Annotated in this window: 16 protein-coding genes; 7 read left to right on the plus strand and 9 right to left on the minus strand. The window is 31.2% G+C overall.

The features are described from left to right. Positions 1-8: 8 nt before the first annotated feature. Both AC0L4B_RS04625 and AC0L4B_RS04630 read left to right on the plus strand, forming a co-directional pair. A complete protein-coding gene (locus tag AC0L4B_RS04625) occupies positions 9-1,460 on the plus strand; it encodes a sensor histidine kinase (protein WP_473438757.1) in 1,452 nt (483 codons plus the stop codon). Positions 1,461-1,506: 46 nt separating this feature from the next. Then, complete coding sequence (locus AC0L4B_RS04630) at positions 1,507-2,289, plus strand: enoyl-CoA hydratase/isomerase family protein (protein ID WP_473438758.1); 783 nt, start codon at positions 1,507-1,509, stop codon at positions 2,287-2,289. Between the two features lie 86 nt (positions 2,290-2,375). Here the strand turns inward: AC0L4B_RS04630 and AC0L4B_RS04635 are convergent, their stop codons facing one another. Beyond that, positions 2,376-2,960, minus strand: coding sequence for a hypothetical protein (locus AC0L4B_RS04635; RefSeq protein WP_473438759.1), 585 nt, complete (start codon positions 2,958-2,960; stop codon positions 2,376-2,378). 201 nt (positions 2,961-3,161) lie between these two features. On the opposite strand from AC0L4B_RS04635, the gene AC0L4B_RS04640 reads away from it, so the two are divergent. Next, on the plus strand, positions 3,162-4,031 hold the full coding sequence (locus AC0L4B_RS04640; RefSeq protein WP_473438760.1) for an AraC family transcriptional regulator: 870 nt from the start codon (positions 3,162-3,164) through the stop codon (positions 4,029-4,031). Between the two features lie 15 nt (positions 4,032-4,046). Further along, entirely contained in the window at positions 4,047-4,220 is a 174-nt protein-coding gene (locus AC0L4B_RS04645; protein WP_473438761.1) for a hypothetical protein, read from the plus strand. Between the two features lie 8 nt (positions 4,221-4,228). On the opposite strand, the gene AC0L4B_RS04650 is transcribed toward AC0L4B_RS04645, so the two are convergent. The 4 genes from AC0L4B_RS04650 to AC0L4B_RS04665 all read right to left on the minus strand — a co-directional run bounded on the left by AC0L4B_RS04650 (position 4,229) and on the right by AC0L4B_RS04665 (position 7,135). After that, positions 4,229-4,885 carry an HD domain-containing protein gene (locus tag AC0L4B_RS04650; protein ID WP_473438762.1) on the minus strand — a complete coding sequence of 219 codons (657 nt, stop codon included), beginning with the start codon at positions 4,883-4,885 and terminating at the stop codon, positions 4,229-4,231. Positions 4,886-4,888: 3 nt separating this feature from the next. Continuing rightward, entirely contained in the window at positions 4,889-5,875 is a 987-nt protein-coding gene (locus tag AC0L4B_RS04655) for an acyl-ACP desaturase (protein WP_473438763.1), read from the minus strand. A 4-nt stretch (positions 5,876-5,879) separates the two neighbouring features. Further along, positions 5,880-6,623, minus strand: coding sequence for a lysophospholipid acyltransferase family protein (locus AC0L4B_RS04660; protein WP_473438764.1), 744 nt, complete (start codon positions 6,621-6,623; stop codon positions 5,880-5,882). Positions 6,624-6,724: 101 nt separating this feature from the next. Further along, positions 6,725-7,135 carry a BrxA/BrxB family bacilliredoxin gene (locus AC0L4B_RS04665; protein ID WP_028288736.1) on the minus strand — a complete coding sequence of 137 codons (411 nt, stop codon included), beginning with the start codon at positions 7,133-7,135 and terminating at the stop codon, positions 6,725-6,727. Between the two features lie 237 nt (positions 7,136-7,372). Between AC0L4B_RS04665 and AC0L4B_RS04670 the strand changes: the two genes are divergently transcribed. The 3 genes from AC0L4B_RS04670 (at position 7,373) to AC0L4B_RS04680 (ending at position 10,795) form a co-directional block, all read left to right on the plus strand. Continuing rightward, entirely contained in the window at positions 7,373-8,167 is a 795-nt protein-coding gene (locus AC0L4B_RS04670) for a TerB family tellurite resistance protein (RefSeq protein ID WP_473438765.1), read from the plus strand. A 52-nt stretch (positions 8,168-8,219) separates the two neighbouring features. Next, entirely contained in the window at positions 8,220-8,588 is a 369-nt protein-coding gene (locus AC0L4B_RS04675; RefSeq protein WP_473438766.1) for an RNA polymerase sigma factor, read from the plus strand. A 176-nt stretch (positions 8,589-8,764) separates the two neighbouring features. Continuing rightward, the gene (locus AC0L4B_RS04680; RefSeq protein ID WP_473438767.1) at positions 8,765-10,795 is read left to right on the plus strand and encodes a hypothetical protein; all 2,031 of its coding nucleotides are present in this window, start codon (positions 8,765-8,767) and stop codon (positions 10,793-10,795) included. Here AC0L4B_RS04680 and AC0L4B_RS04685 read toward each other — a convergent pair. The 4 genes from AC0L4B_RS04685 to AC0L4B_RS04700 all read right to left on the minus strand — a co-directional run bounded on the left by AC0L4B_RS04685 (position 10,792) and on the right by AC0L4B_RS04700 (position 14,893). Beyond that, positions 10,792-11,952, minus strand: coding sequence for a metal ABC transporter permease (locus tag AC0L4B_RS04685; RefSeq protein ID WP_473438768.1), 1,161 nt, complete (start codon positions 11,950-11,952; stop codon positions 10,792-10,794). The genes AC0L4B_RS04680 and AC0L4B_RS04685 overlap by 4 nt on opposite strands. Next, positions 11,945-13,072, minus strand: a complete 1,128-nt coding sequence (locus AC0L4B_RS04690) for a metal ABC transporter permease (protein ID WP_473438769.1) — start codon at positions 13,070-13,072, stop codon at positions 11,945-11,947. Before AC0L4B_RS04690 ends, AC0L4B_RS04685 begins: the two co-directional genes overlap by 8 nt. Beyond that, complete coding sequence (locus tag AC0L4B_RS04695) at positions 13,072-13,809, minus strand: metal ABC transporter ATP-binding protein (RefSeq protein ID WP_028288732.1); 738 nt, start codon at positions 13,807-13,809, stop codon at positions 13,072-13,074. Before AC0L4B_RS04695 ends, AC0L4B_RS04690 begins: the two co-directional genes overlap by 1 nt. A 172-nt stretch (positions 13,810-13,981) precedes the next feature. After that, positions 13,982-14,893 carry a metal ABC transporter solute-binding protein, Zn/Mn family gene (locus AC0L4B_RS04700; protein ID WP_473438770.1) on the minus strand — a complete coding sequence of 304 codons (912 nt, stop codon included), beginning with the start codon at positions 14,891-14,893 and terminating at the stop codon, positions 13,982-13,984. Positions 14,894-14,920: the final 27 nt, after the last annotated feature.

Consider the following 14,920-nt stretch of genomic DNA (forward strand, 5'->3'; position numbering starts at 1 on the left):
TTTAAACAATGAAAATAACTAAACTCTCATTACGACTTCGTATATTTTTTGCTATGATTTTTTTGGTGCTATTAGCATCTATTTTAATTGCATTAGTAGCAGCATACCAGTATTCTGAAGAGACTCAAGATTACCATGAGCAACGATTAGAGCGTAAAGAAAAAAATATTAAACGTCACTTAGATTTTGTAATAAGAGAAACGACTTTTGAGGTCATTCCAGAAAAATTACCTTTAATTTTTAAAGACGAAATTTATAAAATTGCAGACATCCATGGACTTAAGGTTAACCTGTATGATTTAGAAGGTTCATTACTAATTTCATCTAAAGCCAGTTTACCTGTTGATACTGTTGAATCTTGTATACAAGCAGAAATACTTAATAATTTATCTAATACTTCAGGTCATAAATATGTTGATATTAGAGAGGAAAAAGGCGAAAATTTTAGATCATCCTACACTTATATTACAGACCAAAAATATAAACCATTAGCCATTTTAAATCTTCCGTATTTAGAAAACGACGATTTTCTTTCTAGAGAGCTAAACGAGTTTTTTGAACGTCTAGGTTACACCTACCTTTTAATGTTAATTACCGCAATTGCATTAGCCTACTTTTTATCTAAATACATTACAAAAACACTGAAGACAATTAGTGATAAAATGAATCAAACACGTTTAGAAAAACGTAACGAAAAAATTGAAATAAAAAGTACAACTCAAGAAATTTCAACACTTGTAAAATCATATAATAGTATGATTGATCAAATAGAGGAAAGTGCTGTAAAACTTGCTAAAAGCGAGCGTGAGCAAGCTTGGCGAGAAATGGCAAAGCAAGTTGCTCATGAGATAAAAAACCCATTAACACCAATGCGATTGACTGTGCAGAGTTTTCAACGTAAGTTTAACCCTGAAGATCCAGAAATAATCTCTAAGTTAGACGAGTATAGTAAAACGTTAATACAGCAAATAGATACCATGAGCTCTATTGCAGGAGCGTTTTCTAACTTTGCTAAAATGCCAGCACAACAAAACGAAATGCTAAATGTTGTCAAAATTGTAGATTTAGCATTAGATATTTTTAATGAAGATTATATTCATTTTGAAGCAGAAAAGGAAGAAATTATTGCCAAGTTTGATCGTACCCAGTTAATAAGGGTATTGACTAATCTAGTGAAAAACGGGATTCAGGCAATACCAGACGAGAAAACACCTAAAATAATAGTTAGTGTTTCAGAAAAAGAGGAACATGTTATTTTAGCAATTTCGGACAACGGAATAGGTATTTCAGAAGAAAATAAGATTAAAGTTTTTGAACCTAAATTTACAACTAAATCTAGCGGAATGGGTCTTGGTCTAGCAATGGTTAAAAATATTGTCGAAACTTATAAAGGAACAATTACCTTTGTATCAGAAAAAAATATTGGGACAACCTTTACGGTTAGATTTCCTAAAGGATAATAATAAATCATTTTCGCTTTCGCGGAAATAACTAAACATACTTACAATGAATTTTGAAAACATCTTAAGCAGTTCAGAAAACGGAATAACAACCATTACGATTAACAGACCTTCTAAATTAAATGCACTAAATAAAGCAACTATTGAAGAGTTGCACCAAGCATTTGATACAGCCAATAAGGCAGCAGATACTAAAGTTATTATTGTAACAGGAAGTGGAGAAAAAGCTTTTGTTGCAGGAGCCGATATTAGCGAATTTGCTAATTTTAGCGTTGAAAATGGAGGGAAATTGGCAGCCAAAGGTCAAGAGATTTTATTCGATTTTGTTCAACATCTTAATACACCAGTAATTGCAGCTGTAAATGGTTTTGCTTTAGGAGGAGGATTGGAGTTGGCTATGGCAGCACATTTTAGAATAGCCAGTGATAATGCAAAAATGGGATTACCAGAAGTTAGTTTAGGTGTGATTCCTGGTTATGGTGGTACACAACGTTTACCACAATTAGTTGGTAAAGGACGTGCTATGGAAATGATTATGACAGCAGGTATGATTGATGCAACAACAGCATTAAGTTATGGTTTAGTTAACCATGTTGTCTCTCAAGAAGAGTTATTACCTCTTGCTCAAAAAATAGCAGGTAAAATTATGAGAAACTCATCTGTAGCTATAAGTAAAGCCATCCAAGCAGTTAATGCTAATTATACAGATGGTGTAAATGGTTTTGAAACCGAAATAGAGCAATTTGGAGCTTGTTTTGGTACCCAAGATTTTAAAGAGGGTACGACAGCTTTCTTAGAAAAGCGTAAAGCTGATTTTCCTGGTAAATAAATAGTATTTGCTTAAATATATTAAACAAAAAAGACACCTATTATAGGTGTCTTTTTTTATAAGGATAAAAAAATGTAGTGTAGTTATTATAAGTTTACTTGGTAAGTAAATGTCCTGTCATTAGCTGTAATTACTACTTTGTAGTCATCATCTTTGTCTTCTAAAAGTTTGAATCTTTTTCCTAAAGATGTGGTGTTTTTTATAGTTTCACTATAAATAGTTTCAGAATCTTTGTATAAAATCTCAATAGAATAGTCTGACTTTTCTGCATTAAAAGCAGTAATGTAAATGGTATGGTTATCACTACTAACCTTTGGTTTGTTAATCACTGACAATTGCTTTTTGTTAAAAGTGACTTCATTAGACTCTACTGTAAATGGGTAAATTCTAATTTGGTAATTTTTATCTAATTCAAAAATGTAGTTTCCGTTTGGTAAAGTTGTTAAGTCAAAAGACTTGTTATATTCTCCACTTGTTTTAATAGCTTCTTTATAAAGAATTAATCCAAAAGCATCTTTTACAAGTAATTGGTCTCCTTCATTTACATTATCAAACATCAAGAGTGTCTTACCATCCTCTTTGTTAAATAAAGTTTCCATCTCTGTTGCTGTGCTGCTTAGTGTAGCAAATACGATTGCTAATACTAATAGGTGTTTTGTAAAGTTTTTCATAATCTCAATATGTTTACTGATTATGTTGGCAAAGTTAGAATGCAAAAGCAGTTTAAATAACATTAGAATTATCAAGTATGTATGCTATATTAACAAGATTATTACAAGCGAAAACGTTATAGGTTAATTTAGTATATTTTGGTGTTAACTTTGTATATATTTGTAAACTAATAATTCTTATATTTATTTAAAGTTTTAAAATTGAATACAAAACCTACATTTAAAAAAATCACGCCAACTTTTGGAAGTTCGGTAATTGCTGTGCATAAAACTAAAAAACGTAAGCGTAGTGAGGCTTTCTGGCACTTTCATCCAGAAGTAGAGATGGTTTATGTTAATAAGGGAAAAGGAAGACGACATATTGGTAACCATTTATCTTACTTTAATAATAGTCAGCTAATATTAATAGGCTCTAATTTACCACATAATGGATTTACAGATCGATTAACTTCTAAAGGTAAAGAAACCTTAATACAGTTTCATCCAGATTTTTTAGGACAATCAATTAATAACTTACCTGAATTAAAAAACATTTTGCAGTTACTAGAACGTGCAAAGCATGGCGTTTTGTTTAAACCTGAAATAAAGCGTATAGTAGGTCCTAAAATAGAAAAATTACCAAAATATGAAGGTATAAAGCGTATTACTAAATTACTTGAAATTTTAGAACTTTTAGCCTTGACTAATGACTATACTTTACTTAATGAAAATGGTTATGTTCTAGAAACCCAACCACAGGATACAGATAAAATAGATAAAGTTTATAAATACGTTAATAAAAATTTTCAAGAGCATATTACATTGGATCAAATATCAGATCATGTAAATATGACAGTTCCAGCCTTTTGTAGATACTTTAAAAAGATAACCAACAAGACCTTTACGCAATTTGTAAACGAGTATCGTGTGTTTTATGCAACCAAATTATTAACAGAGAGTCAAAGTAGTATTACAGATATTTGTTTTGAATGTGGTTTTAATAACTTTTCTCATTTTAATAAAGTGTTTAATGATGTGGTTGGTAAACCTGCTTCAAAGTATAGAAATGAAATTAAAGCAATGATCCAATAATAAAATTTAGTAATTATGAATGATAAAATTGAAATCGCTTTAAAATACTATAACCAACAGCGTCAAAGTATTTTAAATACTGTAAATAGTCATACTAGTTTGACAGCAGATCAAATCATTCATTTTGGAGAAGAAATGTCTATTCTAGAGTATAAAATTACAGCACTAGAAGTAGCTAAAGAAAACTAGCCTCAAGTTTATTTCTCTCCATTCCATTCATTATAAAACTGATCTAAAAACTCAACCATGTACTCATGACGTTTTTTAGCAATGCGTTGACCAGTTTTAGTATTCATTGTATCTTTTAATAATAATAGTTTTTCGTAAAAATGATTAATTGTAGGAGCTTTAGAGGCTTTATATTCTGCTTTTGATAAGTTTAAATTGGGTTTAATATCAGGGTCATAAAGGGTTCTGTTTTTAAAACCACCATAATTAAATGTCCTTGCTATACCAATTGCACCCAAGGCATCTAAACGGTCAGCATCTTGTACAACATCTAACTCGTTTGACTTAAATACGTCAGTTTTGCCAATGTTTGAGCTGTAAGAAATGTTTTCAATAATTTTAATAACGTGATTGATAGTAACAGAGTCTACATTATTTTTTACTAAAAAAGCACCTGCTATTTTAGGACCAATAGTACTATCTCCATTATGAAACTTGCTATCTGCAATATCATGTAGTAGTGCACCTAGAGCCACTACCAAATGATCTACAGTTTCGCTTTTAGCAATTAGTAAGCTGTTATTGTAAACTCGTTGTATGTGAAACCAATCATGACCACCTTCGGCATCTTTTAAAGTTTCTTTTACAAAAGTTTTTGTAGCTTCGATTAAATCATGATTTAACATATATTAAAGCTTTGCTGGTTCGACCCACTTAAATTGGTATGAGTTTTCTGGTATTTTAATGCGGTCTGCTAATCGCATCATTCTACTAGGTAGCTTCATTAAATAATCTCTTGCTTTTTCGGCTTCGTCTGAAAGATTGGTGACTTTATCAATTTCCCAACGGTTAATTAATTTCTGTAAAATATCTACATAATCTGTTGAGGTATATACACCAATACGTTGTGCAGTGTTTGAAAATTCTTCAAAAATAGTACCTATTTTACCACCAGATTCTCTTAAAAAATGGGCAGGCATTGTAATTTTTTGTTTCATCATGTGTTGAAACGCTAACATCATTTGGCTAGGATCTACTTTAAAAATTCGTTCTACAAACTCGCTGTAAGCATGATGGTGTCTCATCTCATCTCCAGCTATAATTTTACACATTCTTGATAGTTGTTTGTTGCCTTTTGCTTTTGCAAGTTTAGCAACACGATTATGTGACACGTAAGTAGCTAGCTCTTGAAAACTAGTGTAAACAAAGTTTTTGTAAGGGTCTTGTGCAGTACCAATATCAAAACCATCAGCTATAAGGTGTTGTGTGGTTTGCTCAATCTCTTTCATATTCACACGACCAGAAAGGTATAGGTATTTATTTAATACATCACCATGTCTGTTTTCTTCAGCAGTCCAGTGTCTAATCCATTTTGACCAACCATTGCGTTCTTGTTGGTTAATACCTTCCACATCCATTAACCAAGATTCGTAAGTTGGTAATGCTTCTTCAGTAATCATATCACCAACTAAAACAACCCAAAAATCGTAAGGTAATTCTTTTGACAATTCTCTTATTTCTTTAACATCCTCTAAAAAAGTGTCACTTTCAGAGTTTGGTAAAAAATCTGTTGGTTGCCAAATGGTTTCAACAGGAATTAAATATTTTTTTATCAATGATTCAACGTCTTTTTCTAAAAAAGACATCACTTCTAATCTTACGTTTTTTAATGACATAATGTTATATTTTAATACTATTTTTAATAGTAGTTTCTATATGATTTAATAGCTCTTGGGTTGTATTAAAATCATTTAATTTTACAGGTTTGTGAGCTGTAAATGTAATGTTGTTAAATATTCCCATCGGAAATTTTCCGTAGCGTAAATTTTTCCAAGAGTTATTAATTGTAACTGGTACAATTACTGCACTTGGTATGTATTTTATCAAAGTTTCTAGTCCTTTGGTGTGAAAGGGTTTAGGGTGTCCATCGCGACTTCTTGTACCTTCAGGAAAAATAACAGCAGCACGATTTGTAGTTTCAATATAATCTGCAAATTTTCTGATAGCAACTATGGATTGTCTTGGGTTTTTACGGTCAATTAATACTGATCCACCATGGCGTAAGTTATACGATACACTAGGCAAGCCTTTACCCAGTTCTTTTTTGCTAACAAATTTGACATGGTGTTTTCTAAAATACCACATTAGTGGTGGTATATCTGCCATACTTTGATGATTAGATACAATCAAAACGGGTTGAGTCGTATCTAATTGGTATGGATTTATAAGTTTCTGGCTTGTACCTAATAGGTTTACACAACGCATCAAGAAAAACTGTAAGTAATCTACGCTTTTTTTATGAGCCTGATAACCAAAAACGTTAAAACAGAACCATTGTATTGGGTGAAAAATAACCAATGATAATCCGAAAAAAGGAAATAAATAATTGATAAAGGATAAGCTATAATTTTTCTCATACGTCATAAAAATTCTGTCTATCAAAAATAAAAAAACCACGTTTATTAAACGTGGTTTTTTACTAATACTTAGCTTTTGTAATACTAAATTTATGTTTTAAAAATGGTTTAGCAATGCTCATTGTAAGCATCCATAAGGTTCTCAGCAATTAACTCTGCTGGTCTACCTTCAATATGATGACGCTCTAACATATGTACTAATTCTCCGTTTTTAAATAAAGCCATGCTTGGTGAGCTTGGAGGAAAAGGTACCATGTGTGCTCTTGCTTGATCAACAGCTTCTTTATCAACACCTGCAAATACTGTAACAATGTTACTAGGTTTTTTTGCATTAGCTAAACTCATTGTAGCTCCTGGTCTTGCATTAGCAGCTGCACAACCACAAACCGAATTTACAACCACTAAAGTTGTGCCTTCTTTTGCAAGTGCTTCATTTACAGCATCAGCTGTGTGTAATTCCTCAAAACCAACTTTGGTTAAATCCTCACGCATTGGTTTTACTAATTCTGCTGGATACATATTTTTGTGTTTTTTTATTTGTAAATCTATCTCAAGCAAAGATAATCAAAAACCATGCAAATGTTGTTATGGTATTACTTGATAAAGTTTATGGTGCCATAAGGTCAGGTTATGTCTTTTTTCAAATTAATAAAAAATAAAATTTTTATACTTACTTATTAGTAAACAGTAGTAACAAAAGCCATTTTATGTGTACTAACAAAGTAGTATCTTTACTTTTTAAATAATAATTAAAATATGGCAGGATTAAAATGGATAGGAGCAACCTTAGGTTGGTCTTTAGGAGGTCCAATAGGAGCAATTATAGGTTTAGCAATTGGTAGTCTAGGAGACGCTATGTCTGATAAAGGGAATTTGTTAGGTTCGGGTAATCAAAATACGCAACAAAGACAAGAACCAAAATATAGAACGCGTCCTAATTACAGAACTCAACAACAAAGACGAGCGCAAACAACATCTGGAGATTTTGAGGTTAGTTTATTAATATTAGCATCTGTAGTTATTAAAGCAGATGGTAAACAAGACCAACGTGAATTAGATTTTGTTAGAAATAAATTTGTTGAATTATACGGAAAAGATAGAGCCAATAAAGCTTTTAAATTATTTAAAAAAGTAAGTAACCAGAGTATATCTACAAGAGATGTATCCATGCAAATTCAGCAAATGATGGATCATTCTTCACGTTTACAATTATTACATTTTCTGTTTGGGATTGCAAAAGCTGATGGAATGGTTACTGATGATGAAGAGGATCAAATCCATAGTATTTCTAATTATTTAGGTATTAGTAATCGTGACTATTCTAGTATTAAAGCCATGTTTTACAATAGTGTTGATAATGCTTACACTATTTTAGAGATTGATAAATCAGCTTCTGTAGACCAGATAAAAAAAGCATACCGAAATATGGCCAAAAAATACCATCCAGATCGTGTGGAACATCTTGGTGAAGAGCATAGAAAAGGAGCAGAGGATAAGTTTAAGCAAGTACAAAAAGCTTATGAGTTTATACAAAAGGAAAGAGGGTTTTAAAAAATTAAGGAGACCTTTTTAAGTTTTGACCATTAAAGAATAAAGATATTTTATGAACGACAAAAAAATATTAGAATTCTTTAAAACAGGACAACGCCAAAAAGCCTTTAAAGCGCTTTATAGTTTATATCCAAGAATAGAAAAATTAGTCCTATCCAAAGGAGGGAAATCATCTGATGCACAAGATGTATTTCAGGAAGCATTAATTATTCTAAATCGAAATTTAGAAAAATCAGACTTTAAGTTAACCGCTTCATTTTATACCTATTTGTATTCCGTTTCAAGATTTGTTTGGAAGGATATGCAAAACAAATTTTCTACCCAAGAGCTTCATGATTTAAAAGATGATGAAGTCTCAAATTTTCATCATGTTTTAGAAGAAAAAAATATCGGTTTGCCGAAAACGCTTTTCTCGAGTTAGGAGAACGATGCCAACAATTACTTCAGCTATTTTATTTAAAAAGAATTCCTTTTAAAGAGATAGCAGTTACAATGCAATTTAAATCAGAAAAAATTGCTAAAAACCAGAAGTATAAATGCTTAAAAAAAGCAAAAGACATCTTTCATCAAAATTATCAATCTTAATTCGGCTCAAACATGGACAATCACACACAACATATAGACTTAATCAATCAATATTTAAATAAAGAATTATCAAATACAGAGGTTTTAGCTTTTGAAAACAAACTTAAAATTAATGCGGAATTTAATGCAATTTACCAAGAGCAATTAATAGTCTTAGAAGGTATAAAACGCACACAACTTAAAGCTGAAATTGCGTCTGCAAAAACCTGTTATATTCAACTAAAATGGATTAAAATCATTGGCTTATTAAGTGTTGTTACTTTAGTTTCAATCTTAGCTTATAACTTGCTTTTAAAAACAGAAACAACTCAAGGTTTTGACCATAAAAATCAAAATTTAATTGAAACTAATATTGATTCAATTCCTATTTTTGATAAAGTAGAAACCTTAAAACAAATTGATAGTTCAAAAAAGAAATTTGTAGTTGTTAAACAGATTTTAACATCAATTTTAGATGAAGAGTTCACAAAAAGATATGGAGGAATATATACTTATAAAGACACTATTATAAAACAAAATCTTGGATCTTATACTAAACAAGAATTTGAAAAAAACTTTCCAACTTATAAGCATATAATTCCAAAAAACGATTCAATTATTATAAATATTCAAAAAGTTGAAAGAAAATTTGGATCTACTGAAACCATTGTAAATACAAATACAAGTACTAAAAAACTTGAAGAAATTACTGAAACAGAAACTATTAACGACGAGTTATCATCATTCTACAATTCAGTAAAAAAGCAACCAGAAATTAAAACGATTAATAACGAAAAAGAAACTACAATAACGTTTAAGGAGGGTACTGTATTAATCATTCCAGCAAAATGTTTTATTGATGCAAACGGGAAATTAGCTAGAGGAAAGGTTAGTATAGAAGTTAAAGAGTTTTATAAGTTATCAGATATGTTGCTAGCCAATCTAACTACTAAATCTGATGGCAAACAATTGGAAACAGGAGGAATGCTGTTTATAAAAGCATTAAAAGATAATAAACAATTACAGTTAAAACCTGGAAGCAATATTGAATATATATTCTCTTCAAACGCAAGTAAGAAAAAAGATATGCAGCTTTTTTTAGGTGAAGAAATTAAAAATAGCATTAATTGGACTTTAGATAATATCACACACAAAAGTAATGCTGTTTCAACTTCTACTGAAATGGTTTTAATTGATGAAGAAGACGTGGAAGTGCCGATTCAGTATGTAGAAGAAGTTCCTGTGTTTCCTGGATGTGAAAATGGTACAAGCACAGCGAAAAAACAATGTTTTGATCAAGCGCTTTCAAAACTAATATCCAAAAACTTTAATGCTAGTATAGCTGAAGATTTAAAGCTAACGGGAAAACATAAAATTTTAACATCGTTTAAAATTGATAAAGAAGGAGATGTTGTTGATATTCAGGCTTCTGCAGCGCATACTTTATTGGCTAAAGAGGCTATTAGAGTTTTAAAATTGATACCAAAACTAAAACCAGGGAAGCAACGTGATTATACTGTAATTGTGCCTTATAGCTTGCCAATTAATTTTAATGTTGATGGTAGCACAAAAAATAATCCAAGTGTTATTACTATAAAGGATAAAACGTCTTTTGAGAAAAAAATTGAAGAGCGATTACAAAACAAAGATTCCACGACTACAGGATTAGTTGGTACTGTAACAGCTAACGATGTGTCTAGATATGCTTTTTATGGTTCAAAATTAGGTTGGATTAATTGTGATCGTTTTATAAGAAGTAATACAAATGCTATAAAATTTAAACTAAAAATAAAGGATGCAAATGGCGCAGATGTCAAAATGGTGTTTAAATCTTATAATTCTATTTTACCAAGTAAAAGGGTTAAGGATGTTTACGATTTTGGTACTGTAGCTTTAAATGAAGAGGTTGTTTTAGTTGCGATAAAGATGATTGAAGATAATTTGTTTTTAGGGATTACAAACACTACAACTAAAGAAATATCAGAACTTAATTTTGACTTTAAAGAAGTGAATTTAGACCAATTAAAATCCGAATTGCAACAATTGAATAGTGATTTTAACTAACCTCTAAACAAAAAGAAATCATCTTTCATATCCTCAATTTGAGCATCTTCATTAGTGATAATGTAATCAATAGCTTTTGAGGTAAATGTATCACCTTTTTGTGTTAAAGATACAACGTTATTGTCCACAAGAATCATATTGTTTTTAAGAGCCAATTCTAATACAGTTTTGGCTCTTACTTTTTGCCAATTTATGTGTTCTCTTAAATGGTTTACGTGGCGTTCTTCAACTTCATTATGGTTTTTTAAATGCAGTAAAAAAGTTAGTAAGCTAACTTCTGTACGTTGTTGTTTTTCGCGATACATAACAGCTATTACGCCTTTGCTAGGAGCAAATAAGTACACAGCTAAAAATATTAAACCTAACATTGTGGTAATGGATCCTGCAATGGAAGCATCTAATAAATGTGCCAACCAATAACCAGAAATAGCACTAAATACTCCAAAAAAGACTGCTAAAACTAGCATTTTTTTTAAGTTGGTAGTTAGTAAATATGCTGTTGCTGCAGGAGCAATCATTAATGCTACAACTAAAATAGCACCAACAGCATCAAATGCACCAACCGTTGTCACGGAAGACACTGTCATTAATCCATAATGTATAATTGCAGGAGAAAAACCTAATGAAGCTGCTAAACCTTTATCAAAGGTGCTTACTTTTAATTCTTTAAAAAAGGCAAATAGTAAAAGGATAGTTATTAATAGTATTGTGCCAATTATCCATAGTGATTTTGGTCCAATATCCACACCAGAAACTATTAGTCTATCAAATGGAGCCAAAGCCAATTCTCCTACTAATACAGCATCAACATCTAAGTGTACATCATTAGCGTTTTTAGCGATTAATATAACACCAATACTAAATAATGCAGGAAATACTAAGCCTATTGCTGTATCTTCTTTTACTAAACCTGTTTTTTGGATATATTCTACTAATACCACGGTTATTACTCCTGTTAATGCAGCCAATACAATTAATAATGGTGAATTTAAATCTTGCGTAATAAAAAAACCAACTACAATTCCTGGTAATATGGAATGGCTTATTGCATCGCTTATCATTGCCATTTTACGTAGCACTAAAAAGGTTCCAGGAATAGCACATGCAATTGCGACTAAACTGGCAATTAATTGTATTTCTATTTGAGCGCTATTCATCTTCTGTTGATTGTTTTGTGTAAAGGTTGGAAGCAGTTTCAAACCCTGTTTTTGTCAAACTCCACATGTTTCCATTCAAAGTAACATAATTTTTTTCTACTAATTTTTGCAGTGTCTTACGTGTAAATCCTTGAAAGTTATTAAGAAGCTTTATGGTATGTGGATGCGAAATATTTTCATGTGTTTCAGCAATATGATACATAAATGCTAAGGTTTTATGAAGCTCTAAATCGCGTCTGTTTTTTATAAATCTAATTTGTTTAAATAATAAACCTCGACTTGGGGAAAAGACAAACGAGATTACTACAAATACAGCTGCTACTAATACAATGACAGGTCCTGTAGATAGATTGGTTTGACTAGCGCTTATGGCTGTTCCAAAGACACCGGAAAACGCTCCGAATATAGCTGCTAAAAGCACCATTTTTGACAAACTATTAGTCCATTGTCTTGCTGCTGCTGCTGGAGCTAATAACATAGCGCTCATTAAAACAACACCAACCGTTTGTAGTCCTAAAACTATAGCCAAGACTATAAAGCTGGTAATTAAAATATCGATGACTTTAGTATTAAAACCTAAGGTTTTAGTGTAATCAGCATCAAAGAGTAAAATTTTAAATTCTTTCCAAAATAATAGCAATACAAATAGGCATAATCCTGTAACTATGGCCATTAACCAAACGTCGCTTTCAACTAAAGTTGCAGCTTGACCAAATAAATATTTATCTAAACCTGCTTGATTAGCATTGGGTTGTTTTTGAATAAAAGTCAGTAATAACATACCAAACCCGAAAAACAGAGATAATATTAATCCTAAAGCGGTATCACTTTTTAGATGTGTTTTTTTTACAATACCTCTAATCCAAAAGGTTCCAATTAATCCGCTTATTAAGGCTCCTAAAAGTAACGTATTACTGTCTTTTGCTCCTGTAATTAAAAATGCAATTGCAATTCCTGGTAGAGCAGCATGTGATATAGCATCTCCAAGTAAGCTTTGTTTTCTAAGCACAGCAAAACTACCTAACATACCAGTGACTGCTCCTAAAATTGCAGTTCCAAGTGTAATAGTTCGTAGTGTGTAATCGCTAAAAACTAAAGAAAAATATTCTTGTAAATCCATTATTCCTGAATACTTACTTTATAATTAATACCATAAGTCTTGGTTAGATTATCATCATTAAAAATGTCTTTTACTGGACCTGTTGCTATTTTCTTCACATTTAAAAATGTTACCCAATCAAAATATTCTGGAACAGTTTGTAGGTCGTGATGTACTACGATTACTGTTTTTCCTGCTTTACGTAATTCTTTTAAAATATTAATAATAGCAATTTCTGTTGTTGCATCTACACCTTGAAAAGGCTCGTCCATAAAATAGATTGAAGCATTTTGTACTAATGCTCTAGCTAAAAATATACGTTGTTGTTGTCCACCCGATAATTGACTAATTTGTCTGCCTTTAAAGGGTAACATGCCCACTTTTTCTAAAGCTTCTAATGCTGCCTTTTTTTGCTTTTGTCCTGGACGTTTTATCCAACCTAAACTTCCATAAGTACCCATTGTGACAACATCTAAAGCTGTGGTTGGAAAGTCCCAATCGACACTCCCTTTTTGTGGTACATAGGCTACTAGTTTGCGTTGTTTATTGTAAGGTTTGTCATAAATAGTGACGCTTCCTGCTATTGGTTTTAATATGCCTAAAATAGATTTTATTAGTGTTGATTTACCTGCTCCGTTTGGTCCAACAATAGCCATAAGAACACCTTCTGGAATTTCTAAATCAATATCCCAAAGTACAGGTTTGTAGTTGTATGCTACTGTTAGGTCATCTACTTTTACTGCTATTTTTTGTTTCATAACTATTTCCTAAGTCATTGGGAGTTTTACTAAATTAAAAATATATTCATTTTTATTTAAAAAAACGAATCAAAAAAACATAGTTATAGCAAACCTGTTTTTAGTTAGTGTCGCGTCATTCTGAACTTGTTTCAGGATCTCATTATTTGAAATAACTATTGTTTATACTAATTTACTTTAAGGCATTTACTATAGTGTTGACATTGTATTCAAACATGCCAATATAGGTGCCTTCAACAGTGCCTGCGCTTCCTAATGCATCAGAATATAATGTGCCTCCAATTTTTACATCATGTCCTTTCGAGTTAACTGCTTCTTGTAAAGCTTCAATAGTACGTTTTGGTACAGAGCTTTCAATAAAAATAGCGTTGACTTTATTTTCTATTATAAAGTTAGCTAAATTTTGAACATCTTTTACTCCAGCTTCAGTTGCTGTAGATATACCTTGTAGACCTACGACTTCAAATCCGTAGTTTTTTCCGAAATAATTAAAAGCGTCATGTGCTGTCACTAATATGCGTTTGTCTTTTGGAAGCGTTTCAATTTTAGATGTAATTGTATTTTGCAATGAGTTTAGCTTAGCTATGTATTCAACTTCATTTGCTTTATAGTATTTCGAGTTTTTAGAATCTTTTTCGATTAAAACAGCAGTAACTTTTTGAGCAAATTGCTTAAAGTATTCAATATTAAACCAAACGTGTGGATCGTAATTAGAAGCAAAATAATCTGAACCTATCAATGTTTTTTTGTCAATCTCTTCTCCTAAAGCAATAGGTGTTTTGGTTGTGTTTCCCATTTTTTCAAAAACTTCTACAAGCTTTCCTTCTAGGTGTAAGCCATTGTAAAAAATGATATCTGCATTTACAAGTTTGGATACATCACCTTCGCTTGCTTTGTATAAATGTGGATCCACACCACTTCCCATTAAGCCATTAACATTTACACTGTCTTTACCAATATTTTTGACTAAATCGGTGATCATTGTCGTTGTAGTCACGATATTTAACTTTCCGTTATCTTTTGCATTATTATTACAGCTTAAAAAAACTAAGGTTATTAAGGAAAGGAGTGTTAATTTTTTCATTGGTCTAAATATTTATTACGAAAGTAC

This window comes from Olleya sp. NP1-10 (assembly GCF_055804415.1).

Bases quoted from the DNA above. Each gene is read 5' to 3' on its own strand.
- AC0L4B_RS04665 (WP_028288736.1), bottom strand. From the start codon at position 7,135: ATGTATCCAGCAGAATTAGTAAAACCAATGCGTGAGGATTTAACCAAA.
- AC0L4B_RS04670 (WP_473438765.1), top strand. From the start codon at position 7,373: ATGGCAGGATTAAAATGGATAGGAGCAACCTTAGGTTGGTCTTTAGGA.
- AC0L4B_RS04655 (WP_473438763.1), bottom strand. From the start codon at position 5,875: ATGTCATTAAAAAACGTAAGATTAGAAGTGATGTCTTTTTTAGAAAAA.
- AC0L4B_RS04690 (WP_473438769.1), bottom strand. From the start codon at position 13,072: ATGGATTTACAAGAATATTTTTCTTTAGTTTTTAGCGATTACACACTA.
- AC0L4B_RS04695 (WP_028288732.1), bottom strand. From the start codon at position 13,809: ATGAAACAAAAAATAGCAGTAAAAGTAGATGACCTAACAGTAGCATAC.
- AC0L4B_RS04685 (WP_473438768.1), bottom strand. From the start codon at position 11,952: ATGAATAGCGCTCAAATAGAAATACAATTAATTGCCAGTTTAGTCGCA.
- AC0L4B_RS04645 (WP_473438761.1), top strand. From the start codon at position 4,047: ATGAATGATAAAATTGAAATCGCTTTAAAATACTATAACCAACAGCGT.
- AC0L4B_RS04675 (WP_473438766.1), top strand. From the start codon at position 8,220: ATGAACGACAAAAAAATATTAGAATTCTTTAAAACAGGACAACGCCAA.
- AC0L4B_RS04625 (WP_473438757.1), top strand. From the start codon at position 9: ATGAAAATAACTAAACTCTCATTACGACTTCGTATATTTTTTGCTATG.
- AC0L4B_RS04630 (WP_473438758.1), top strand. From the start codon at position 1,507: ATGAATTTTGAAAACATCTTAAGCAGTTCAGAAAACGGAATAACAACC.
- AC0L4B_RS04635 (WP_473438759.1), bottom strand. From the start codon at position 2,960: ATGAAAAACTTTACAAAACACCTATTAGTATTAGCAATCGTATTTGCT.
- AC0L4B_RS04650 (WP_473438762.1), bottom strand. From the start codon at position 4,885: ATGTTAAATCATGATTTAATCGAAGCTACAAAAACTTTTGTAAAAGAA.
- AC0L4B_RS04660 (WP_473438764.1), bottom strand. From the start codon at position 6,623: ATGACGTATGAGAAAAATTATAGCTTATCCTTTATCAATTATTTATTT.
- AC0L4B_RS04700 (WP_473438770.1), bottom strand. From the start codon at position 14,893: ATGAAAAAATTAACACTCCTTTCCTTAATAACCTTAGTTTTTTTAAGC.
- AC0L4B_RS04680 (WP_473438767.1), top strand. From the start codon at position 8,765: ATGGACAATCACACACAACATATAGACTTAATCAATCAATATTTAAAT.